Source organism: Spirillospora sp. NPDC048824, assembly GCF_043198455.1.
Classification (GTDB): Bacteria; Actinomycetota; Actinomycetes; order Streptosporangiales; family Streptosporangiaceae; genus Spirillospora.
Window position 1 is genome coordinate 95,881 of sequence record NZ_JBICUS010000004.1, and the last position, 21,829, is coordinate 117,709.

General features: G+C 72.0%; 24 protein-coding genes. 8 read left to right on the top strand and 16 right to left on the bottom strand.

Annotation, left to right across the window (positions count from 1 at the left end; genetic code table 11):
• Positions 1-19 precede the first annotated feature (19 nt).
• The 3 genes from ACGFIS_RS09475 to ACGFIS_RS09485 all read right to left on the bottom strand — a co-directional run bounded on the left by ACGFIS_RS09475 (position 20) and on the right by ACGFIS_RS09485 (position 3,516).
• The gene (locus tag ACGFIS_RS09475) at positions 20-1,609 is read right to left on the bottom strand and encodes a CocE/NonD family hydrolase (RefSeq protein ID WP_392901654.1); all 1,590 of its coding nucleotides are present in this window, start codon (positions 1,607-1,609) and stop codon (positions 20-22) included.
• A 73-nt stretch (positions 1,610-1,682) separates the two neighbouring features.
• Positions 1,683-2,420: an alternative oxidase gene (locus tag ACGFIS_RS09480; RefSeq protein ID WP_392901656.1), complete on the bottom strand. Its 738-nt coding sequence runs from the start codon at positions 2,418-2,420 to the stop codon at positions 1,683-1,685.
• A gap of 280 nt (positions 2,421-2,700) precedes the next feature.
• Positions 2,701-3,516 (bottom strand): S-adenosyl-l-methionine hydroxide adenosyltransferase family protein, encoded by an 816-nt coding sequence (locus tag ACGFIS_RS09485; protein ID WP_392901658.1) that lies wholly within the window; start codon positions 3,514-3,516, stop codon positions 2,701-2,703.
• A 38-nt stretch (positions 3,517-3,554) separates the two neighbouring features.
• On the opposite strand from ACGFIS_RS09485, the gene ACGFIS_RS09490 reads away from it, so the two are divergent.
• A complete protein-coding gene (locus ACGFIS_RS09490) occupies positions 3,555-4,538 on the top strand; it encodes a LysR family transcriptional regulator (protein ID WP_392901660.1) in 984 nt (327 codons plus the stop codon).
• Here ACGFIS_RS09490 and ACGFIS_RS09495 read toward each other — a convergent pair.
• The 4 genes from ACGFIS_RS09495 to ACGFIS_RS09510 form a co-directional block, all read right to left on the bottom strand.
• The gene (locus ACGFIS_RS09495) at positions 4,503-4,901 is read right to left on the bottom strand and encodes a RidA family protein (RefSeq protein WP_392901662.1); all 399 of its coding nucleotides are present in this window, start codon (positions 4,899-4,901) and stop codon (positions 4,503-4,505) included. The genes ACGFIS_RS09490 and ACGFIS_RS09495 overlap by 36 nt on opposite strands.
• Positions 4,902-5,033: 132 nt before the next feature.
• Positions 5,034-5,663 (bottom strand): MerR family transcriptional regulator, encoded by a 630-nt coding sequence (locus tag ACGFIS_RS09500; RefSeq protein WP_392901664.1) that lies wholly within the window; start codon positions 5,661-5,663, stop codon positions 5,034-5,036.
• 60 nt (positions 5,664-5,723) lie between these two features.
• Positions 5,724-6,413, bottom strand: a complete 690-nt coding sequence (locus ACGFIS_RS09505; RefSeq protein ID WP_392901666.1) for a glycoside hydrolase family 3 N-terminal domain-containing protein — start codon at positions 6,411-6,413, stop codon at positions 5,724-5,726.
• Between the two features lie 22 nt (positions 6,414-6,435).
• Complete coding sequence (locus ACGFIS_RS09510) at positions 6,436-7,155, bottom strand: IclR family transcriptional regulator (protein ID WP_358463973.1); 720 nt, start codon at positions 7,153-7,155, stop codon at positions 6,436-6,438.
• A 127-nt stretch (positions 7,156-7,282) separates the two neighbouring features.
• Between ACGFIS_RS09510 and leuC the strand changes: the two genes are divergently transcribed.
• From leuC to ACGFIS_RS09530, 4 genes are all read left to right on the top strand, one after another.
• Positions 7,283-8,782, top strand: a complete 1,500-nt coding sequence (gene leuC / locus ACGFIS_RS09515; RefSeq protein WP_392901669.1) for a 3-isopropylmalate dehydratase large subunit — start codon at positions 7,283-7,285, stop codon at positions 8,780-8,782.
• 9 nt (positions 8,783-8,791) lie between these two features.
• Positions 8,792-9,379, top strand: coding sequence for a 3-isopropylmalate dehydratase small subunit (leuD, locus tag ACGFIS_RS09520; protein ID WP_392901671.1), 588 nt, complete (start codon positions 8,792-8,794; stop codon positions 9,377-9,379).
• A gap of 128 nt (positions 9,380-9,507) precedes the next feature.
• Entirely contained in the window at positions 9,508-9,747 is a 240-nt protein-coding gene (locus ACGFIS_RS09525; protein ID WP_392901673.1) for a hypothetical protein, read from the top strand.
• A gap of 158 nt (positions 9,748-9,905) precedes the next feature.
• Positions 9,906-10,184: an HU family DNA-binding protein gene (locus tag ACGFIS_RS09530; RefSeq protein WP_026403810.1), complete on the top strand. Its 279-nt coding sequence runs from the start codon at positions 9,906-9,908 to the stop codon at positions 10,182-10,184.
• A 63-nt stretch (positions 10,185-10,247) separates the two neighbouring features.
• On the opposite strand, the gene ACGFIS_RS09535 is transcribed toward ACGFIS_RS09530, so the two are convergent.
• On the bottom strand, positions 10,248-10,454 hold the full coding sequence (locus tag ACGFIS_RS09535) for a cold-shock protein (protein WP_392901675.1): 207 nt from the start codon (positions 10,452-10,454) through the stop codon (positions 10,248-10,250).
• 130 nt (positions 10,455-10,584) lie between these two features.
• The gene (gene cofC, locus ACGFIS_RS09540; RefSeq protein ID WP_392901677.1) at positions 10,585-11,274 is read right to left on the bottom strand and encodes a 2-phospho-L-lactate guanylyltransferase; all 690 of its coding nucleotides are present in this window, start codon (positions 11,272-11,274) and stop codon (positions 10,585-10,587) included.
• A gap of 111 nt (positions 11,275-11,385) precedes the next feature.
• Here cofC and ACGFIS_RS09545 point away from each other — a divergent pair, with 111 nt between their 5' ends.
• The 3 genes from ACGFIS_RS09545 to ACGFIS_RS09555 all read left to right on the top strand — a co-directional run bounded on the left by ACGFIS_RS09545 (position 11,386) and on the right by ACGFIS_RS09555 (position 14,424).
• Positions 11,386-12,219, top strand: a complete 834-nt coding sequence (locus ACGFIS_RS09545) for a lysophospholipid acyltransferase family protein (protein WP_392901679.1) — start codon at positions 11,386-11,388, stop codon at positions 12,217-12,219.
• 17 nt (positions 12,220-12,236) lie between these two features.
• Positions 12,237-13,226, top strand: coding sequence for an NAD(P)H-dependent glycerol-3-phosphate dehydrogenase (locus ACGFIS_RS09550; RefSeq protein ID WP_392902837.1), 990 nt, complete (start codon positions 12,237-12,239; stop codon positions 13,224-13,226).
• Between the two features lie 76 nt (positions 13,227-13,302).
• Entirely contained in the window at positions 13,303-14,424 is a 1,122-nt protein-coding gene (locus tag ACGFIS_RS09555) for a D-alanine--D-alanine ligase family protein (protein ID WP_392901681.1), read from the top strand.
• Positions 14,425-14,473: 49 nt separating this feature from the next.
• Here the strand turns inward: ACGFIS_RS09555 and ACGFIS_RS09560 are convergent, their stop codons facing one another.
• The 7 genes from ACGFIS_RS09560 to ACGFIS_RS09590 form a co-directional block, all read right to left on the bottom strand.
• Positions 14,474-16,342 carry a beta-propeller domain-containing protein gene (locus ACGFIS_RS09560; protein WP_392970194.1) on the bottom strand — a complete coding sequence of 623 codons (1,869 nt, stop codon included), beginning with the start codon at positions 16,340-16,342 and terminating at the stop codon, positions 14,474-14,476.
• Positions 16,343-16,421: 79 nt separating this feature from the next.
• The gene (locus ACGFIS_RS09565; protein WP_392901685.1) at positions 16,422-16,853 is read right to left on the bottom strand and encodes a carboxymuconolactone decarboxylase family protein; all 432 of its coding nucleotides are present in this window, start codon (positions 16,851-16,853) and stop codon (positions 16,422-16,424) included.
• Positions 16,846-17,709 carry an NAD(P)-dependent oxidoreductase gene (locus ACGFIS_RS09570; protein ID WP_392901687.1) on the bottom strand — a complete coding sequence of 288 codons (864 nt, stop codon included), beginning with the start codon at positions 17,707-17,709 and terminating at the stop codon, positions 16,846-16,848. Before ACGFIS_RS09570 ends, ACGFIS_RS09565 begins: the two co-directional genes overlap by 8 nt.
• Entirely contained in the window at positions 17,706-18,440 is a 735-nt protein-coding gene (locus tag ACGFIS_RS09575) for an SDR family oxidoreductase (protein ID WP_392901689.1), read from the bottom strand. The genes ACGFIS_RS09570 and ACGFIS_RS09575 overlap by 4 nt, the downstream gene beginning before the upstream one ends.
• On the bottom strand, positions 18,437-19,903 hold the full coding sequence (locus tag ACGFIS_RS09580) for an aldehyde dehydrogenase (protein ID WP_392901691.1): 1,467 nt from the start codon (positions 19,901-19,903) through the stop codon (positions 18,437-18,439). The genes ACGFIS_RS09575 and ACGFIS_RS09580 overlap by 4 nt, the downstream gene beginning before the upstream one ends.
• A gap of 64 nt (positions 19,904-19,967) precedes the next feature.
• Complete coding sequence (locus ACGFIS_RS09585; RefSeq protein WP_392901693.1) at positions 19,968-20,543, bottom strand: TetR/AcrR family transcriptional regulator; 576 nt, start codon at positions 20,541-20,543, stop codon at positions 19,968-19,970.
• A 1-nt stretch (position 20,544) separates the two neighbouring features.
• Positions 20,545-21,711, bottom strand: a complete 1,167-nt coding sequence (locus tag ACGFIS_RS09590; protein ID WP_392901695.1) for an acyl-CoA dehydrogenase family protein — start codon at positions 21,709-21,711, stop codon at positions 20,545-20,547.
• Between the last annotated feature and the right edge of the window lie 118 nt (positions 21,712-21,829).

Sequence of the window (21,829 nt, forward strand, 5' to 3'; positions counted from 1 at the left end):
CCGGGACACGGCTGGAATGTCACTCGGACATGATCGGCAGGGTGATCCAGGAGGGGCGGGCGGCGTCGTGGAAGACCGTCTGCTCGGCGCGGGTCATCGCCGGGTGCCGGTCGAACCGCGGGAAGTCGGACGAGGCGATCTGCACCCTGATCCGGTGCCCGGCCTTGAAGGTCTGGCTGGTGGCGGCCAGATCGATCTCGTGCCGGGCCCGGTCGCCGGGGGAGCGGACGATGCCGTCCAGCACGTTCATCGCGCGGCCGTCGGGCCACACGTCAACGAGCTTGGCCGTCCAGTCGGCGCCGGTCGCGGAGGTCGCCGCGTGCAGGACGGCCGTGACCGGGCCGGTGACCTCCACGTCCCGGTCGAGGACGGGCGAGGTGAAGCAGAGCACGTCGGGCCGTTCTTCGATGGCCCGCTGGTCGCGGGGGCCGACGTTGACGGGGTCGTGCAGCAGCAGCGGCCCGCCGTGGGTGGGGACGGGGTCGGCGGGGTCGTGCACGAACCGGGAGGGCGCCTCGTCCCCGGCGGGCGCGTCACGGGACAGGGAACCGTCGGAGTGCAGGTAGTAGCGGGTGTCGGCCGCGCCGGGCGGCGGCCATGATCCGGCCTCCCGCCAGACGTCGGCGCCCATCGTGAAGTACCTGACCTTCGGCCCTTCGGTGTTCCCCTTGAGGAACTCCAGCTGTGAACGCTCCAGCAGTGCGGACTGCGCGGAGGCGGCATGACCGAAATGGAGTTCGCCGACGCCCGCCATCTGCGACATGTGCGTCCACGGTCCGATGATGAGACGTCCACCGGGGATGCGGCTGTAGTTCTCCAGGGTTCCGCGCAGGAAGACGTCGAACCATCCCGCAGTGTGCAGGACGGGAACGTCGATCCGGTCGTGGCGCAGGGTCTCGGCCGCGTCCGTCCAGTAGGAGTCGCGTTCCGGGTGGTCCACCCAGTCGCGCCAGTGGGGGAACGCGTCCGCGACACCGGGCGCGTCCCGCAGCGGCACGGTGGACATGGCCGCGCCCGGATCGGCCAGTGCCCGCGTCAGCGCGCCCAGGCGGGCCCCGGCGTCCTCGCCGGCCGCCATGTCGTGCAGTGCGCCGAGGAGACCTTGGGTGGTGGCCCAGAAGAACGCCGAACCGAGCGCGAACGCACCGCCCTGATAGTTCAGCCCGTCGTAGAAGTCGTGCGGGGTCATCGCGGCGGCCACGGCCTTGAGCGCTCCGGGCCGCTCCGCCGCGAGCTGGAGCGCGCATCCGGCCAGGTAGGAGTTGCCGACCGCGACGACCTCGCCGTCCGACCAGGGCTGCGCGGTGATCCAGTCGACCGTGTCGGCGCCGTCGCGTCCCTCGTCGGCCCACGGGGCGAACTCCCCGTCGCTGGCGCCCCGGCCCCGGCAGTGCTGAAGGACGACCGCCATCCCCGCCCGCAGGTACGGCGTCACCGGCACCGAGCGGAACACCGGCTCACCGTAGGGGTTGCGGACCAGGACGGTCCGGTGCCGCCCGTCACCCGCCGGCCGGTGCACGTCCGCGCGCAGGACGGTCCCGTCGCGCATCTCGATCGGCTGGTCCAGGACGGTGACGGACGGCAGGGCGGGACGGTCGAGCTTCGTCACGTTGGCCTCGCTCTTCAGGCGGGTGCGTCCGGCGGGTGCGGCCGACGTTAGGCAGCCTCGCTCCGACAGTCAATCAACTGACGATCTTTGATGCGGGCGCGTCCTGGAAGCGGGGTGCCCGCATGTTCACCAGGCTGTCCAGTTTGTGGATCCGCTCGTCGTGCCCGATCTGGCGCAGCAGGTCGGCGACCGAGTCGTACTCCCCGTACTCGGCGGCGTACGTCGTGGGCGCGGGCGCGTGCTCCAGCTCCGGATGCCCGGCCACGTACGACATGTACTCGTGCTCGGCGTGGTCCTCGAAGTCGGCGTTGAGCCGGTAGCTCAGCTCGGGCCGCACCAGGAACAGCAGCCACGACACGTGGTAGTAGAAGAACGCCACGAGCCACGGCGCCAGCCGGTGCAGCACGAAGGACTGCTTCAGCCCGTCGCGCTGGACGAGGTCCTGGAGGATGAGCAGGTGCCACTGCTCGTTGTCCTGCTCCTCGCGGGTCTCCACGATCCGCTCGTAGACGCGCTTGGCGAGGGCGGAACGGCGGCGGTGCCGCGACAGCGAGAAGTAGCCCATCCGCTCCCACGCCTGGTAGGGGACGCGGGCGATGAACTCCAGCATCGCGAACTTCACGAGCGTGCCCTCGCGGCCGTAGACGAGGTCCATCTGCTTGAACAGCATCCGGGCCAGTAGCCCGTACTTCAGGCGCGGGCTTTCGAGGGTCTCGATCTGAGCGGCGCGCAGCTGCGTCGGGGAAAGCTTCGGCGGGCCGGCGTGGACGGGGGACTCGGGGCGGGTGAGGGTCTGCGTCGTGTTCGTCATGCCGATGATGCTGCGTGTACGGCGTGGGCCCGGGCATCGGCCGCTGAGAGACACCCGATCTACGGCGCGCCGCCCACCGCTCCCCGCTCCCGCTACCGCCCCGGGCGTAGGGGACGACCCTGAGACCGCCTAAGGGGCGTACCGCCGGCCGGTGGCGTCAATCTTCATCGCGGTCATGCCGGTGTCCGGTGTAGTGCATGCTCGCCACGCCGGCGCCCATGATGACGCCGCCGGTGATGATCACGGGCGGTCCGGTACCTCGGAAGCAGGTCTCGGTCTCCTACGGGCGGCGAAGTGTGACGGCCTGCGCGCCCGCGAGCCCGAGCGCCTCGGTGGCCGACCCCTGGTTGACCGCCAGGCCGAGCCCGCCGGACGAGTCGACCCAGAGAAGGGGATCGCCGGGGGCGACGCCGCCGAAGGTCTCCTCGAACGTGACCCGTGCGGAACCGGGGGCCGGAACGGTCCAAGCGACGTCCAGGGGCGTCCCGTACGGGACCGAGCCGAACGCGGCCGTCAGGTCCTCCGGCCCGCCGCCCAGGATCAGGCTCCCGAAACGGTCGGTGTAGAGCACCGGCACCGCCAGCTCCCCGTCGCGCACCACCGGGGACGGGACGTCCAGCGGCACCGGCTCGACCGGAGACCCGAGATCGGCGACGTCGGCGCCGCAGGACAGGTGCCCGGCGGCGGGGGAGAAGATGTCCCGCCCGTGGAACGAGGCCGACACGGCGGGCAGCCGGTACGCCGGGTTCTCCAGGGCATGCGCCCGGACGACCCCGCCGAGTTCCGCGGCGGCGGGGACCAGCAGGCCGTTGTCCGGGCCGACCAGCACGTCCCCGCGCCCCGTCTCGATCGCGACCGGGCGGCGCGGTGTGCCGACACCCGGGTCGACGATCCCCACATGGACGCCGGCCGGAAGGTACGGGAGCGCCTGGCGGAGCAGCATCGCGCCCTCACGGACGCCGAACGGGGTGATCTCGTCGCTGAGCACGAGCACGTTCGCCGCCGGCGCGATCGTGTAGACGACCCCCGCGCAGATCGCGGTGTAGGCGGCGCCGAAGTCGGTCGCCAGGCTGACGAACGGGCGGCTCTCCGGCATGCGGCGAGCCTACCGGGCGGCCCTCGTATGCTTCGGTCGTGCGCGCCGAAGCCCTCGACCCCCTCCTGCTGCGGACCTTCGTCGCCGTCGCCGACCTCGGCTCGTTCACCGCCGCCGCGGCCGCCGGGGGCTACACCCAGTCGGCGGTGTCCCGGCAGATCGCGGCGCTGGAGGACGTCTGCGGAGTGGAACTGTTCGCGCGCGGCGCCCGGGGCGTCCGCCCGACCCCGGCCGGGGAGTACCTGCTGCCGCACGCGCGCGGTCTCCTCGACCGGCTCGCCGACACCGCCCGCGCGCTCGACGGCCTGCGCCGCCTCGACACCGGGACGCTGCGGCTCGGCGCGTTCCCCACCGCGAACGCCGCTCTCGTGCCCCGCGCGCTCGCCCGGTTCCGGGCCCGCCATCCGGGCGTCCGGCCGGTGCTGCGCGAGGGGACGACCGAACGGCTGCTGCCGATGCTGGAGGCCGGCGACCTCGACATCGCCGTGGTCAGCACGCACAAGCTCCCGTCGATCCCCGCCGGGTCCGGCCGGACGGGCGAAGCCCGCCCTCCGTCGGCGGCGGGTGGGGGCGAGTGGACGATGCTGGCCGACGACGCCCTGCTCGTCGCGCTGCCGAGCGGCCACCGGCTCGCCGCCCGCCGCCGCATCGCACTCGGCGACCTCGCCGACGAACCGTGGATCGTGGCCGACGACCCCGATGCCATCGCCGCCCTGCGCGTCCGCTGCGAGGCCGCCGGGTTCGTCCCGCAGACGCCGCTGCGGGTCGCCGAGTGGATCTCCAAGCTCGGCCTGGTCGCGGAGGGGTTCGGCGTGACGCTCGTCCCCGCCCTGGCCGCGATGGCGGCGTCGCGGGACGGCGTCGTCCTGCGCGCGGTGGCGTCCGGCCGCCCGCGCCGGTCGGTCTACGCGGCGGTCGGACGCCACGCACGCAGATCCCCGCCCGTCACCGCGTTCCTGGCGGACCTCCGCGACGTGGCCGGAGAGCTAACGGGGGACGGCGGCGACGATCTCCACCTCTAGGAGGGCGTCGGGGTGGAACAGGCGGGAGACCTCGACGGTCGTGCTCGTCGGAGGGGCCCCCGTGAAGTACCGCGCGCGGACGGCCCCGTACTCCCTGCGGAGGTCGAGGTCGGTGAGGAACGACCGGATGTTGACGACGTCCGGGAAGCCCGCGCCGTGGGCGGCGAGGATCCGCTCCAGCAGCGAGAAGACCACCTCCGACTGGCGGGTCATGTCGCCCGGCGCGTCCACCTTGCCGTTCTCGTCGAGGGCGATCTGCCCCGACACGTACAGCATCGGGCCCTGGGTCACATGGGCGGTGTGGGAGTAGGCCGGGTTCGGCGGCGGGGGAACCGTCGCGGGATTGCCGAGCGTGACGCGCATGGAGGACCTCCTGGTGCGGTCTGCGGGTGTGATCACGTGGGCGTGCTCGACGCTAGGCGCCCGGCGGCCATGTCACCAGCGAAGGTTCGGCAGAGTGGCCATGCGCAGCAGGCATGGCTCGTCCTGCCGGAGTCAGTTCCGGTCGAAGCGGCGGGACGAGGCGTCCTCCTGGGCCAGCCGGTGCAGGGCCGCCAGGACCTGTTCGTACAGGACGGTCGAGACCAGCAGCGAATGGACCGTCCGGGCGCGCGACGTCCCCTCGGGGACCCTGCCGATCTCGTGGTCGGCGACCTCGGTCGCGGCCTTCACGTACGGCCGCAGGTCCTTCAGCGTGATCGGGAAGCCGAGGCGGCGCAGCGCCACGAACGTGTGTGCGAGAAGATCACGGGCGGGGGCGCGCTCGCCGACGTTCCAGCCGAGTTCGCGCACGAGGGCGTTCACGTCCTCGCGTGCGGCGCGCCAGTGCGGGTCGTGCGGCGCCGCCACGTGCGGGCCGATGGCGTACTGCGTGGTGCCGAACAGCTCGTGCAGGCTGACGCGCTCGTCCTCGATCGCCGCGATGATCTGCTGGATCGCCGAGACCGGCAGGTCGCCGACCTCCCGCAGCGCGTTGATCAGCCGCAGCCGCTCCAGGTGGCGCGCGCCGTACTCCGACCGGGTCGTGCTCACCGCCGCGCCCTTCGGGAGCAGGCCCTCCCGGATGTAGAACTTGATCGTCTGGACCGTCAGGCCACTGCGATCACTGAGCTCGGAGATCTGCACCGCCGCACCCCCTCGACCGGACGTTCAACGCTATCCGGGTGGCCCGATCAGATACCGGCACTATCCAATGTCTGTCCGAGTTGCGGTGATTTCCAGGACGCCGGCCGCCGTGCGCAGACGCTCGTCCAGCCGGATGCGGACCGTCACCGCCTCACCAGGTGCGGCCTCGGCGACGGCGAAGCCCGCCCACGCGCCCGCCTTCACCGCCTCCTCGAACGGGCGCAGGTACAGCTCGTCGAGCGCCTCGCCGCCGATGCGCGCGTCGTAGGACATCCGGGCGGTCTCGGAGTCGTTGCCCACGAAGTGCTTCACCGTCGCCGCGACCCCCGCCGACTGGACGCCCCTCACGAACGCGGCGCCGATGCGGGCGGTGAGCAGCGGGTCTTCGGAGTAGTTCTCGAAATGACGCCCGCCGAACGGCGTCCGGTGCAGGTTGATCGTGGGGGCGAGCTGGACGTGCACGCCCTTGTCGCGCGCCTGGGCGCCGTTCAGCCGCCCGATCCGCTCGGCGAGCGCGGGGTCCCAGGTCGCGGCGAGGGCGGTGGCGCTCGGGAACAGCAGGCTCGTGTCGCGCTCGTCCCATGTGGTGCCGCGGACGCCGCTCGGCCCGTCCGACATGACGATCCGCCTCAGCCCGATCTCGGGGATGGGACGCAGCGTCCAGAACCCGTCCCCGGTGAGCAGGTGGACCTTCTCCTCAAGCGTGAGCCGCCCGAGTCTCCCGCGCAGTCCGGCTTCGTCGATGGTCATCGGGCGCCTCCTCGAGGTGGGGTCAGGACGCGGTGCGGCGCATTCCCTCGGAGATCTTCTCGGCCGCCGCGGCGACCGGGGGAGCGTGCAGCCGGCCGGGGGAGCGGCTGAGGCGTTCGAGCGGACCGGACACCGACACGGCGGCGATCACCCGGCCGCCCGCGCCGCGGATCGGGGCGGACACCGAGCCGACGCCCTGCTCGCGCTCCCCGACGCTCTGCGCCCAGCCCCGGCGGCGGACGGACGCCAGCGTGGCGGCCTCGAACTTGGCGTTGCGCAGCCCCCGGTGCAGCCGGTCGGGCTCCTCCCAGGCGAGCAGGATCTGTGCGGCAGAACCCGCCGTCATCGGGAGCGCGGCGCCGACCGGGATGGTGTCGCGCAGGCCGCTGGTGCGCTCGGCGGCGGCCACGCAGACCCGGACGTCGCCCTGGCGGCGGAACAGCGAGGCGCTCTCGCCGGTGAGGTCGCGCAGGTGGGCGAGAATGGGTTGGGCGATCGCGAGGAGGCGGTCCTCGCCCGCCGCGACCGCGAGCTCGGCGAGCCTCGGCCCGAGGATGAAACGTCCCTGCGTGTCACGGTGGACGAGACGGTGGTGCTCCAGTGCGACGGCCAGGCGGTGCGCCGTGGGGCGGGCCAGCCCGGTCGTCTGGACGAGTTGCGCGAGCGAGGCCGGGCCCGCCTCCAGCGCGTTCAGAACAAGAACGGCTTTGTCAAGTACGCCGACTCCGCTAGAGTTGTCCATGTCTTGATATTGACGTCTCGGAATTTGAGATGCAAGTCAAGGTGACCGGGACCACGAGGTGACCGGGACCACGGCGCCCCTGCGATCGGCACCGGCGCCGACGATCATTACAGGTGAGGTGGGAGTGATGGGCCGAACACTGGCCGAAAAGGTCTACGACGCGCACGTCGTACGGCGCGCCGAGGGTGAGCCGGACCTGCTCTACATCGACCTGCACCTCGTCCACGAGGTCACCAGCCCGCAGGCGTTCGACGGGCTGCGGATGGCCGGCCGCCCCGTCCGGCGCCCCGACCTGACGATCGCCACCGAGGACCACAACGTCCCGACGACGGACCTGCTGAAGCCCATCGCCGACCCGGTGTCGCGCACCCAGGTCGAGACGCTGCGCAAGAACTGCTCCGACTTCGGGATCCGGCTGCATCCGATGGGCGACGACGGGCAGGGCATCGTCCACGTCATCGGCCCGCAGCTCGGCCTGACCCAGCCCGGCATGACCGTCGTGTGCGGCGACTCGCACACCTCCACGCACGGCGCGTTCGGCGCCCTCGCCTTCGGCATCGGCACCAGCGAGGTCGAACACGTCCTCGCCACCCAGACGCTGCCGCAGATCAAGCCGAAGACGATGGCCGTGACCGTCGAAGGCGCGCTGCCCGAGGGCGTCACCGCTAAGGACCTCATCCTCGCGATCATCGCGCGGATCGGCACCGGCGGCGGCCAGGGCCACATCATCGAGTACCGCGGCGAGGCCGTCCGGTCGCTGTCGATGGAAGGCCGCATGACGGTCTGCAACATGTCCATCGAGGCCGGCGCCCGCGCCGGGATGATCGCGCCCGACGCGACCACGTTCGAATACCTCAAGGGCCGTCCCCACGCCCCCTCCAACGCTGTTGCCGGGGGGTCTGGGGGGTCGTCCCCCCAGAACGGAAGCGGCGACGACTGGGACAAGGCCGTCGAGTACTGGACGTCGCTGCGCACCGACGACGACGCGGTCTTCGACAAGGAGGTCGTGATCGACGCCTCCGAGCTGACCCCGTTCGTCACCTGGGGCACCAACCCGGGCCAGGGCCTCCCGCTCGGCGACTCCGTGCCCGACCCCGCGTCCTACGACGACCCGGCCCGGCGCCAGTCCGCCGAGCGCGCCCTGGAGTACATGGGCCTGACCGCCGGGACGCCGCTGCGCGACATCGAGGTCGACACCGTCTTCGTCGGCTCCTGCACCAACGGCCGCATCGAGGACCTGCGCGCCGTCGCGGGCGTCCTCAAGGGCCGCAAGGTCGCCGGCGGCGTCCGCATGCTGGTCGTCCCCGGCTCCATGAAGGTCAAGAAGCAGGCCGAGGAGGAGGGCCTGGACGAGGTCATCTCCGCGTCCGGCGCCGAATGGCGCGAGGCCGGCTGCTCGATGTGCCTGGCGATGAACCCCGACAAGCTCACGCCCGGCGAGCGCAGCGCCTCCACGTCCAACCGCAACTTCGAGGGCCGGCAGGGCCCCGGCGGCCGCACCCACCTGGTGTCGCCCGCCGTCGCCGCCGCCACCGCCGTCACCGGCCGCCTCACCGCCCCCAATGACCTCGGCGAAGCCGCCGGGGGGCCTGGGGGGTCGTCCCCCCAGAACGACGCCGACCTGTAAGGAACCACGATGGAAGCGTTCACCACCTACACCGGCCGCGCGGTCCCGCTGCGCCGCAGCAACGTCGACACCGACCAGATCATCCCGGCCGTCTGGCTGAAGCAGGTCAGCCGCACCGGCTTCGAGAAGGGCCTGTTCTCCGGCTGGCGCGAGGACCCGGAGTTCGTCCTGAACCAGCCGCGGTACGACGGCGCGGGCATCCTGGTCGCCGGGCCCGACTTCGGCACCGGCTCGTCCCGCGAGCACGCCGTCTGGGCGCTGCAGCAGTACGGCTTCCGCGTCGTCATCGCGCCGCGCTTCGGCGACATTTTCCGCAACAACTCCACCAAGATGGGGCTGCTGCCCGTCATCCTCACCGGCGAGCAGGTCGAGGACCTCCAGGGCCGCATCGAGAAGGACCCGACCCTGGAGATCACCGTCGACCTGGAGAACCGCGAAGTCCGCTGGGACGGCCGGACCGCCTCGTTCGAGATCGACGACTACACCCGCTGGCGGCTCATGGAGGGCCTGGACGACATCGGCCTCACCCTCCGCCACGCCGACGCCATCAACGACTTCGAGTCGGACCGCACCCCCTGGCTGCCGGTGACGCTGTAGCGCGTCTCGAGGCCCGGCTCGCCGTCCGCGGACGGCGAGCCGGGCCTTTTGTGCCCCCGGGTGGACGGTCGTGGGTGGCGGCGGGGGAGAATTCCCTTGGTGCGCATACCCGTCCGACCTTTGGGGGCATGAAATTGAGCGCGGTCCCGTGGAGTGGACCCGAGTGGGACGACCCTGCGTTGACCCTGCTCGCGCGGCAGTTGCGTGACGCTCACCGGGCCGTCGCGCCGCTGCCCCCCGAGGACCGGCAGCGGCTCATCCGGCACCTGCTGGCGATCACCGATCTGGCGAAACGGGACGCCGGACTGGCCGCCCGCAGGCTGGAGACGTTCCTCGCCGATTTCCAAGAGACGCCCGACGTCGGTTAGCGTGCGCAGTGGCCGGATCCGGTCCGGTCACCCGGCGAGACAGGGGCGAGTGCGACAAAAACGCCAGCGACACGCCAACTCGTGCGTGCAGGTGATTGTGTCCATGCTGAGGGTCCCTTAGTTTCGTTCGGGCAAGGGGGGAACTAGAGGAGTAACCCATGAACAAGCGTGAGCTGGTCGACGCGATCTCTGACCGGCTGGGCAGCAAGAAGGCCGCAGCCGAGGCCGTCGACGCCATCCTGGAGGCGATCCAGACCGCGGTCGCCAAGGGCGACAAGGTCGCGATCACCGGGTTCGGTTCGTTCGAGAAGGCCGACCGGCCTGCCCGTACGGCCCGGAACCCGGCAACGGGCAAGACCATCGAGGTTCCCGCGACGTCCGTTCCGAAATTCAAGGCCGGCGCGGACTTCAAGAACCTGGTGGCCGGAAAGAAGTAGCCGCATCGCACCAGCGCCCGGGACCGTGCCAAGACGGTCCCGGGCGCTGGTGTGCGCGAGGCCTCAGGGCGACGGCAGCGGAAACGTCGACAGGGTCACCACGGTGATCCGGTCGCCGTCCATCGCGAGGTTGACCCGCTGCCCGAGCCGCAGCAGCCGCAGCCCGCCCGCCGTGAACGCCTCCCCGTCGAACGGCAGTTCCGTCCCGTCATCGAGCAGCACGCTCCCGGACCGGGTCGAAGCGTCGAAATCCTTCACCGTCCCCTGCATATCCGAACTCTAGCCTCGGCGGACGGCTCAGCCCCGCATCAACGGGGACCATCGCGATCGCGTGCGAAGCCAGGTTCGAGCTTGCGAGAACCTGATCGCGCAGCGAGCCGCTAGGCGAGTCGAAGCGATGCTAGCGATCGCAGGCGTTGGCCTCGGCATCCGGCGCCCCCAGGCGACGGATGCCGAGGGCGGCGCCAATGGACGCAGTGCGAGGGCCGGTGCCCAGGGCGAGGGCGGCGCGGAGGTCGTCGGGGGTGTCGACGTCGCGGCGGACGCTGTCGGTGCCGGGCAGGAGGAGCTCGCGGGCGCCGCGGGCGCGGTGGGCGGCGCGGGAGTCGGCGCCGAAGGCGGGCGAGAACGGGACGCCGGGGCGGGCGGTGTACAGGGTGGTGCCGATGCCGGCGGCGTCCGGGACGAACGCCTCGGGCGCCCGGCCGGCGGCGTCGAGGACGCGCGCAAGTTCAAGAGGTCGCAAAGCGGGCAAATCGGCTGACAGTGCGCCAATGCCGCTGCCGGGGGCGAGTGCGCGGCCGCGGCCCGCGCCGTGGACGAGAGCCGGGTTCAGCCCGGCGTCCGGCACGTCGGGCACCACCAGGGCGCCGAGGGCGGCCAGATCGGCGGCCGGGAGAGGATCGTCGGTGACAACGATCACAGTGCGAACCCGGTCGCAGCGCAGCGCCGCGGCGACCGTGTCGGTCGCCACCGCGAGCGCGAGCGACTCGCGATGCCGGCCCGCCGCCGCGGACATGCGGGTCTTGGCCCGCGCCAGCACCTTCACCGGTACGACGAGCGACCACTGGGAGAACTCTGCGGTAGACATGGCGACTCGACACTATGCGCACGCACCCGCGACACTTGGGCACACCCCGCGTTCGTTCGGGGATGGGACACCCCGCGTTCGCCTGGGGGACGGAGTGAGGAGGAGGCGGGCATGAGCCACGGGTATTCGCCCGGGTGGCGGAAGCTCACGATCGTCATCCTGCGCCCGCTGCTTTGCGGGCTGGTCAAGCGTGACTGGCGCGGCCGGGGCAACGTGCCGGGGGAGGGCGGCGTCATCATCGCCGCGAACCACATCTCCGAGGCCGATCCCCTCGCCCTCGCCCACTTCGTGTACGAGTCGGGCCGCTATCCCGTGTACCTGGCGAAGTCGACGCTCTTCGACGTGCGCTTCGTCCGCAACGTGCTGCGCGGCACCGGCCAGATCCCGGTGTACCGCGACAGCGCCGACGCGGCCGAGGTCCTGAAGGACGCCGAGAAGGCTCTGGTGGACGGCGAGTGCCTGATGTTCTATCCGGAGGGCAGCTGCACCCGCGACCCCGAGCTGTGGCCGATGACCGGGCAGACCGGGGTGGCGCGGATGGCGCTGAAGACGGGCGCCGAGGTCGTCCCGGTGGCGACCTGGGGGGCGCACGAGCTGATGCCGTACAAGAAGGGCGAGCAGAAGGGGCTCGCGGGGAGCCTGAAGCGGGGCCTGCACCCGCTCCCGCGCAAGACGATGAGGGTGGTCGCGGGGCCGCCCGTCGACCTGTCGGAGTACGCGGGGCTGCCGCTCACCAAGGAGACGCTGCGGGCCGCCACCGACGACATCATGGCGGCGATCAGCGGGCTGCTCGGCGAACTGCGCGGCCAGGAGCCGCCCAAGGAACGCTACGACCACCACAAGGTGCTGGAGGAGCGGCGAAGGGCGGCCGCCGAGGCGTTCAGGCCCCCGCTGCCCGAGACGGCGCGGCCGGGCACCGGCGACCCGAAGGCGGCCGGCTCGTGACATTGCGCACCGCGGTGATGGGGGCCGGGTCCTGGGGGACGACGTTCACCAAGCTGCTGAACGACGCGGGCGGCGAGGTCGTCCTGTGGGGGCGGCGCCCCGAGGTCGTCGAGGCGGTCAACGAGAGGCACGAGAACCCCGACTACCTGCCCGGCGTCACGCTGCCCGAGGGGGTCCGCGCGACCCTCGACCCGGCGGAGGCCCTGGCGGGCGCGGACTTCGTGGCGCTGGCCGTCCCGGCGCAGACCCTCCGGCAGAACCTCGGCGCCTGGGTGCCGCTCCTGCCGCCGGACGCGGTCCTCGTCAGCCTGATGAAGGGCGTCGAGATCGGCACGTCGCGGCGGATGTCGGAGGTCATCGGCGAGGTCGCGAACGTCCCCGCGGAGCGGGTCGGGGTGTTCTGCGGCCCGAACCTGGCCCGCGAGGTCGCGGGCGGGGAACCCGGTGCGGCGGTCGCGGCCTGCGCGGACGAGGGCGCCGCGCTGCGCCTCCAGGCCGCCACGATGACGCCGTACTTCCGGGTCTACACCTCCACCGACGTCGTCGGCTGCGAGCTGGGCGGCGCGGTGAAGAACATCGTCGCGCTGTGCGTGGGCATGGCCGTCGGGCTGGGGTTCGGCGCCAGCACGCAGGCGCTGCTGATGACCCGCGGCCTCGCCGAGATCGCCCGGCTGGGCGCGGCGCTGGGCGCGGACGAGCACACCTTCGCCGGGCTCGCCGGGATGGGCGACCTCGTCGGGACGTGCATGTCGCCGCTGTCGCGCAACCGGACGTTCGGCGAGAACCTCGGCCGCGGCATGACGCTGGAGCAGGTCATCGCCGTCACCAAGCAGACCGCCGAGGGCGTCAAGTCGTCGGAGGCGGTGATGGAGCTGGCCGGCAAGCACAACGTGGAGATGCCGATCACGGAGGCGGTCACCGCCGTCCTGCACCACGGCATGCCGATCAAGGAGGCGGCCATCTCGCTGATCTCCCGTTCCCCCAAGCCCGAGCGGTACGGGCTGTGACGGCCGCGCCGGCGGGATCGCCGCGCCCGGATCGCTCGTGGCCGACCCGGGCTGATCACCGATAGGGTCGGACGTCATGTCCCAGGTTTCAAAGATCCGCGTGGCCGTCGTCTTCGGCGGACGCAGCTCCGAGCACGCGATCTCCTGCGTCACCGCGGGGGCCGTGATGGCCGCGATCGACCGGGACCGGTACGACGTGGTGCCGATCGGCATCGCCCGCGACGGGCGCTGGGTGCTGGCGCCCGGAGACCTGCGGCTCTCGATCGAGGACGGCCGGCTGCCGGAGGTGACCGGGAGCGGCGGCGTCCTCGCGCTGCCGTTCGACCCCGACGGCCGCGGCCTGATGGTCGTCCGGCCGGGGCAGATCCCGGAGACGCTCGGCGACGTCGACGTGGTGCTTCCGCTGCTGCACGGCCCCTTCGGGGAGGACGGCACCATCCAGGGGCTGCTGGACCTCGCCGGCATCCGCTATGTCGGCGCTGGGGTGCTGGCCAGCGCCGTCGGCATGGACAAGGGGTTCATGAAGCTCGTCTGGCAGGCGCGCGGCCTGCCCGTCGGCCCGTACGTCCTGGTCGGCGACCGGGAGTGGCGGCGCGAACGCAAAGGCAAGATCGACGAGATCAAGGAGCTGGGCCTCGCGGACGGCACACCGGTCTTCGTCAAGCCGGCCCGGGCCGGGTCGAGCATGGGCATCACCCGCGTCACCGACGAGGCCGGCCTGGAGGCCGCGGTCGAGGCGGCCCGCGAGCACGACCCGAAGGTCATCGTGGAGGCCGCGGTCGAGGGCCGCGAGATCGAGTGCGGCGTCCTGCAGGGCATGGACGACGGCCCGGCCGAGGCGAGCCTGCCCGCCGAGGTGCTGATGGCGGGCGAGCACGACTTCTACGACTTCGAGACCAAGTACCTCGACGGGGCCACCAGCATGGCGATCCCGCCGGGGCTGCCGGCCGCGCAGATCGAGGAGGTCCGCCGCATCGCCGTGCAGGCGTTCGACGCCCTCGACTGCGAGGGCCTCGCCCGCGTCGACTTCTTCCACACGCCGGACGGCCGCTGGATCCTCAACGAGATCAACACCATGCCGGGCTTCACCCCGGCATCGGCGTTCCCGCAGATGTGGGCGGCGACCGGGCTGGACTACCCGGCGCTGGTCGACCGGCTCATCCAGACCGCCGTCAAGCGTTCCACCGACCTGCGCTGACCCTCCGACCTGCGCTGACCCACCGACCTGCGCTGACCCACCGGCCGGACTAGCCGAACGGCAGCCACGCGGTGCTCTTCAGCGTGGCCGCGTCGGTGGCGCGGGCGCCTCGGCCGGAGAACGTCCAGAGGGTGCCGCCGACGATGAGCGAACGGCGGATGCCGGTGCCGCGGTACCCGCCGGGATGCCGGACGGTTCCCGCCTTGGTGATGGACGAGCCGGTCACCTTGAGGGCCAAGGCCCCGTTGCCTTCGTCGCTCCGGCCGTTCACCGGGATGACGGTGAGGCCGGAATCCGGCCAGTACAGGAAGGCGTGCGGTTCGAACTCCGACTGCGACCTCGCCCCGGGGAGCTTGTAGTCGCTGATCCGGCGGGGTTCGCCGGAGACGTCGAACAGGGAGACCTGGAGGCCGTTCGTGCGCCCGGTGAGGTCGGCGTCCTGCCCGACGCCGAGGAGTTTCCCGTCCCTGGTGGGATGCAGGTAGGCGGAATAGCCGGTGATCTTGAGTTCGCCGGTGAGGCGGGGGCGGCGCGGGTCCTTCAGGTCGAGCACGTACAGCGGGTCGGTCTGCCGGAACGTCACGACGTAGCCGGTCGTGCCGATGAACCGGACGGAGTGGATCCGCTCGCCCTTGCCGAGGCCGTCGATGCGTCCGACCTGGTCGAGGCTTGAGCCGTCCTGTGCGAGGACGTACACCGAACTCTGCGACGGCTTCTCCGCACGGGCGAACCGGCCGGTGGTCGTGGCCAGGCGCAGTCTTCCGTCGTGTTCCGACATGGAGTACTGGTTCAGCAGGGAGCCCGTGACCGAACCCGACGCCACATAGCGGGGACGTCCTGTTCCGCTGACGTCGAACTTGTACACGTCGGTGCGCACCTCGGCGGGGCGCCTCTCGCGCGGCTTCGGCATGAACGGCCTCGGGGGAGTGCCGGTCACGTACAGGCTCTTCCCGTTGCCGTAGACGGTCGTGCCGCCGGCGGTGACGCCGATCGCCTGCGGGTCGCCGAGGCCCTTGGACAGATCGAACGTCAGCACGCTCACCATGCTCGAACCCGCGTACGAGGACGGCCGGCTGACCTGGTCGCAGGGCGTCCGGTACCTCTTCGCCGGGCCGCCGTCGCCGTCGTCCACCTGGAAGGCGGGGAGCCAGGCGTCGAGCGGCGCCTTGTTCACGGCACGGCGGTTGGCGTCGGTGGCCGCCTTCCCGCCGTCGCCGCCCGGGAAGCGGATGTCGGGCTCGGACTTCAACACGACCCGGACCGTCGAGCCGCTCTGCCGGGCGTCCAGGTAGTCCGCGTCGGTCGTCATGGTCCCGACGACCTTCGGGGCGCCGGAGACGTCGACGAGCGTCAGGCGCGTCGTCGGCCTCGGCGGCGCCGGTGGCCTGGGTGAGGCGGCTCCTCCGCCGGGGATCGCCCGGCGCTCGAACGGGATCATCGGTGTCTGCTCGTCCAGGACGAGGACGCGGTCGCCGCTGAGCAGCAACCGCCCGTCGCCGCGGCCGCCGGAGCCGGGCAGATCCAGGGTGTGCGTGATCTCGCGGGCCGCGGGGTCGATGACGGTGAGTTCGCCGCCGGCGAGCGTCACGATCCTGCGGCCGTCGGTCTTGACGAGGTCGGGTTCGTCCGCGGCCCGCTCATGGGCGTTCGTGGTGGAATGCCGCGGCGGCCGCCCCGGGGCCGCCTCGGCCGCCTGCGGGCCCTTCCGCAGCGCCATGCCGTCCTCTGGCAGACCCCGCAGCGCGGGCGCGTCGCTCAGCCCGAACGGGCCGACCCGGTCCGCCGTCGCCTGACGCAGCTCTTTGTGCAGGGCCGCACACCCGTCGTAGGCGACGAGCCGAACCGGCGGTGCCTGCCCCGGCCGGTCGGAGCCTCCGGAGGAACCGGAGCATCCCGCCGACCCGGCCAGGATCAGCACCGTCGCAGCCGACGTTGTGACACGACCCAGCATTGACCTTGGACGCTCGCACCGGACCCGGGGTTCCCGGTACTCGGGCCTAGTCCGACTTCTCCCTGCGCGCGCGCTTCTCGTGCTTGGCGATGAGGCCGTCGATCTGGACGCTCAGCCTGGACCCGAGCGGCCAGCCGACGTAGTGCGTCAGGAAGATGCCGATCTCGCGCAGCTCGTCCGGCGACAGCTCGCCGTTGGCCAGTGCCGCCGGGATCTGGATGTCGAGGACGTCGTTGAGCCCCTGACCGGCCAGGACGCCGATGAGGAGCATCCGCCGGTCGCGCATGCTCAGCCCGGGACGCGTCCAGATGTCGCCGAAGAGATGGTCGACGGTGATTCCGAAGAAGTCACCGGGCGCGTCCCCGATCTCCCACCCGTAGACCTGGCGCATCATTTCCAGGCCGCGCTCGCGCCGCCCGTCCGCGTTCGTGGCGGGGGGCCGGCCCCCGGCGTCCTCCGGTTCGTTTCCATCAGTCATCGGTTCCTCCCGCCGGGTCTTCCGTCAGGCCCAGGCCCGTGCCGAAGCGTTCGAGGGCGAGGCGGGCGAACGGGGTGTCCACGTCCAGCTCGCCGGCCAGTTCCAGGGCGAGGGTCAGGTCCTTCTCGCCGAGGTCCCGGGTGTGGCACAGGATGTCGTAGAGGTCGTCGTCCGGTTTCATCGGCGCGGTCGTCGGCCGCAGCATGATCGAGCCGGCGCCGCCGGTGATCGCGTCGGTGTGCCGGACGACCCGCCCCAGCTTCCGCAGCGACACCCCCGACGCCTCCGCGAGCCGCTGCGCCTCCGCCGCCGCGGTGAACGACACGAAGTGCAGCAGGTTGCGGGCCAGCTTCGTGCGCGTGCCCGCGCCGACCGGGCCCATGTGCAGGACGAGGTCGGCCCACGCGCCGAACGGCTCCCTGCAGCGCTCGAACGCCTCGTCCGTCCCGCCGACCATGACGGCGAGGCTGCCCGCGCTCGCCCCCATGAAGCCGCCGCTGACCGGCGCGTCCACGACATCGATCTCGTACCGGCGCGCCTTCTCGGCCAGGTCCTCCGCCGTCCCGGCGCGGATCGTCGAGTGGATCGCGAGGACGGTCCCGGGACGGGCGCTGGCGATGACCTCCTCGCCCACCTCCATCACCTGCGCGTCGTCCCGGACCATGATCGATACCAGCTCGGCGTGCGCGGCCACCTCGGCGACGCTCTTCGCCGCCCGCGCACCCGCCTTCACCAGCGGGGCGACGGCCTCCGCGCGGGTGTCGAAGACGATCAGGCCCCGGCCGGTGAGATGCCGCGCCATCGGCGCGCCCATCTGCCCGAGCCCGACGAACCCGGCGCTCAGCGCTTCGCTCATGCCCGGAACACCTCGCCGCCGTCGACGTTGATGATCTGCCCGGTGACCCAGGCCGCCTCGTCCGACAGCAGGAACAGGCACATCCCGACGAGGTCCTCGGGCGTGCCCATCCGCTTCAGCGCCATCTTGTCCCTGACGATCTTCTGGGACATGTTGCCCGGGACGACCGTGCGGTTGGCCTCGGTGTCGATCGGGCCGGGCGCGATGGCGTTCACCCTGATGTTCATGCTGCCCAGCTCATGCGCGAGCTGCTGGGTGAGCCCGTTGACCCCGACCTTGGCGAGCCCGTAGAAGCCGGAGTACTGCCAAGCGGCCGTCGACGACTGATTGACGATCGAGCCGCCGCCGCGTGCCTGCATGTGGGGATAGCAGGCGCGCGCGCACAGCAACGCGCCGTCCATGTTCACGGACATGAACTTCTTGTAGTAGTCCCAGTCGACGGTGAAGAGGAAGTCCAGCTTCATCGACCCGAAGATGGCGGCGTTGTTGACGAGATGGTCGATGCCGCCGAACCGCTCCACGGCCGTCGCCGCCATCGCCTCGGCCGATGCCGGGTCGGACACGTCCGTCCGCACGAACACGCCCTTGATGTCGTCGGCGACGGCCTGCCCGCGCTCGTCCACGTCGGCGACGACCACGGACGCGCCCTCGGAGGCCAGCGCCCGCGCGTAAGCCTCCCCGATGCCCTGCGCGGCCCCGGTGACCACCGCGACCCTGCCCTCGAACCTCATGTCGTGCCCTCCGCGATCGCCTTGGTCTCCAGGTACTCCTCGAACCCGGCCACGCCCATCTCGCGGCCGATCCCGGACTGCTTGTAGCCGCCGAACGGGACGTCCGCGCTGTACCAGACGCCGCCGTTCACGCTGACCGTCCCGGTGCGCAGCCGCGCCGCGACCGCCCGCGCCCGCTCGGCGTCGCCGCCGTGCACCGCGCCCGACAGCCCGTACGGCGAGTCGTTGGCGATGCGGACCGCGTCGTCGTCGCCGTCGTGCGGCATGATCACCAGCACGGGGCCGAAGATCTCCTCACGTGCCGTGCGGGAGTCGTTCGCGAGCCCGGTGATGAGGGTCGGCTCGATCCAGAAGCCCTTGTCCCGGCCCGCCGGGCGGCCACCGCCGCAGGCGAACGATCCGCCCTCCTTCACGGCCAGATCCAGGTACCCCTCGATGCGGTCGCGCTGCTTCGCCGAGATCACGGGACCGCAGATCGTCCGGTCGTCGCCGGGGTCGCCGGCGCCGAGCTTCGCCAGCGTCCGGGCCGTGATCCGCACGGCCTCGTCGTAGTCCTTGCGGGGCACGAGGATCCTGGTCGTGATCGCGCAGCCCTGCCCGGCGTGGGCGATCCCGGAGAACGCCGCGTACGAGCAGGCGGCCTTGAGGTCGGCGTCGTCCAGAACGATGAACGCCGACTTGCCGCCGAGCTCCAGGAAGACGCGCTTGAGCGTGCCGGCCGCGCTCGCCATGACGTTCCGCCCGGTCTCCGTCGACCCGGTGAACGTCACCAGGTCGACGCGCGGGTCCCGGACGAGCTGGGCGCCCAGCCCGTGGTCGGACGAGGTGACCACGTTGACGACGCCGGCGGGGATGTCGGTCTCCGCCGCGATGATCTCGCCGAGGACCGCGGCGCACCACGGCGTGTCCGGAGCCGGCTTCAGCACCACCGTGTTCCCCGCCGCCAGCGCCGGGCCCAGCTTCGCCAGGTTGATCTGGTGCGGGAAGTTCCACGGGGTGATCGCCCCGACGACGCCCGCGGCCTCCCGGCGGATCCGCCGGTTGCTGGGCATCCCCATCGGCTCGGCCCGGCCGAGGTCGCGTTCCCACTCGTAGGACTCGGCGAGCCCGGCGAACCAGCCCAGATCGTCCACGGGCGTGTCGAGCTGGCCCCCGAACGTCAGGAACCTCGGCGCGCCCACCTCCTTGATCGTCAGTTCGCGCAGCTCGTCGGAGCGCCGCTGCATCGCCTCGCGGAGCTGGCGCAGGCAGCGGACGCGGAACGCGGCGTCCGCCGCCCACGATGTCTCGTCGAACGCGCGGCGGGCGGCCCCGATCGCGCGGTCCATGTCGGCCTGGGTGCCGTCGGCGGCGGTGCCGAGCACCTCCTCGGTGGCGGGATCAATGGTCTCGAAGGCGCCGCCTCCTGCGCTCGGGGTCAGCCGCCCGTCCAGCAGAAGCAAGCGATCGGTTGTTCTGGACACGTGTCCAGACTACCGTTCAGGGCGGGGCCGGACGCAAGACCGAACCGGTGAATTCGGCCGGAGATCAGGAATCGGCGCGATTCGCCAGGAAGATCTCCAGAGTCCGGTCGGACGGCTCGCCGCCGGGCGGATCCTCGTCCGGGGACGGGACGAGATAGCCGCCGACCCACGCGCGGAGCATCAGCAGCGCACGGAGGCGGGCGTCGCCGGGGGCGAAGCCCAGCTCGTCCAGGCATCCGGTGATGTGACCGAGCAGGGCCCGGTCGGCGAGCCGGACCGCCTCGTCCGCCTCGGGGGAGTGCTGGGCCCACAACCGCATCGCCCGGTCGATCGGCGCGACCTCGCGGCCGAGCGCATGAATGCGCCGGAGCCGTTCGAGCGGATCGGGGGTGCTGCCGAGGGCGCGGGCCAGCATCTCGTCGGTGCGCTCATGCGCCCAGCGGTCCAGCAGCGCGCGCATCAGCGCGGCCCGGTCCTTGAAATGCCAGTAGAAGCTGCCCTTGGTGACGCCCAGCCGCGCGGCGAGCGCGTTGATCCCGACGCCGCGCTCGCCGGACCGCGCGAGATCCCGGTAGGCGGCCTCGATCCAGTCCCGCCGGGTGACCGTCGCGCGGCTCCCGGTGTCCTCACGGGTCGCCACGTCACACCAGGGTCATCGGATCGGGGTCCATCCCCAGCACGGTCCTGCCGTACAGGGCGTACGTCGCGTCGGCGTCGAAGACCACATGCGACGAGATCGTGTTCACGTCCCGCTGCGCGCGCTGGAACGGCGAGTCGGTGAACTGGACGCTGGCGCCGCCGAACGCGCACAGCTCGTTCACGACCGTCCGGGCGACGCCGGCCACATGCGCGGCCACCAGCCGGGACCGGGCGCGCTCGGCCATCCCGAAGCGGCCGCCCGACTCGTAGGTCTCCATCACCCGGCGCACCGCGTCCTCCAGCAGGAGCCGGGCGGCGGCGAGGTCCGCGGTGGCCTTGGCCAGCCGGATCTGGCCGCTCATCAGATCGCGCTGCTTCACGCCGGTGTACGCCATCACGCGCCCCTGCATCCGCTCGGCGTACCGGGCGAGGACGCCCTCGGCGACGCCCAGCACGGGCGCGGCCCCGGTGAGCGCGAACACCGGGACGAGCGGAATGCGGTAGATCGCCCCGTCGTGGATCCGCGACCCGGGCGCCCTGCCCTCCACGAGGTCGGCCAGCGGCGCCGACCGGTGCGCCGGGACGAACCGGTCCTTGATCTCGATGTCGTTGCTGCCGGTGCCGCGCATCCCGCTCGTGTGCCACACGTCGTGGACCTCCGCGTCCTCGCGCGGCAGCAGGAACAGCCTCGGCTCGATCGACTCGTCCACGGTGACCAGCGCCATGACCATCACGTGGTCGGCGTGCATCACCCCGCTGCCCCACGACCAGCGCCCGGTGACGCGGTGGCCGCCGTCGACGGCCTCGGCGGTCCCGTTCGGCGCCAGCGTGCACGGCACCAGCGCGTACGGGCGGTCCGCCCAGACCTCTCGCTGCGCCTCCTCCGGAAGCAGGGCGATCATCCAGTTGTGCAGCGTGTAGATGACGCTCAGCCAGCCGGTCGAGGCGTCGCCCGCCCCGATCTCGCGGCAGGCCGCGACCATCGCCTCGAACCCGAGTTCGCCGCCGCCGAATCGCTTCGGCACCAGCATCTCGAACAGGCCGGTCCCGGCCAGGTCGGCGATGCTCTCGTCGGGCAGCCGCCGCGCCTCCTCCGCCGCGCGGGCCCGCTCGTTCAGCACCGGTGCAAGCTCCCGCGCACGGCGGACGATGTCAGCTCCATACTCCATGGTACGGAGACCATACTCGTAAGTATGTGCTGACGGAAGGCCCTGGGCGATCACGATGGCCGGACTGATCAGATGGGCCGGACCGTTCAGATGTGCCGGACCGACCAGATGGCGGGAC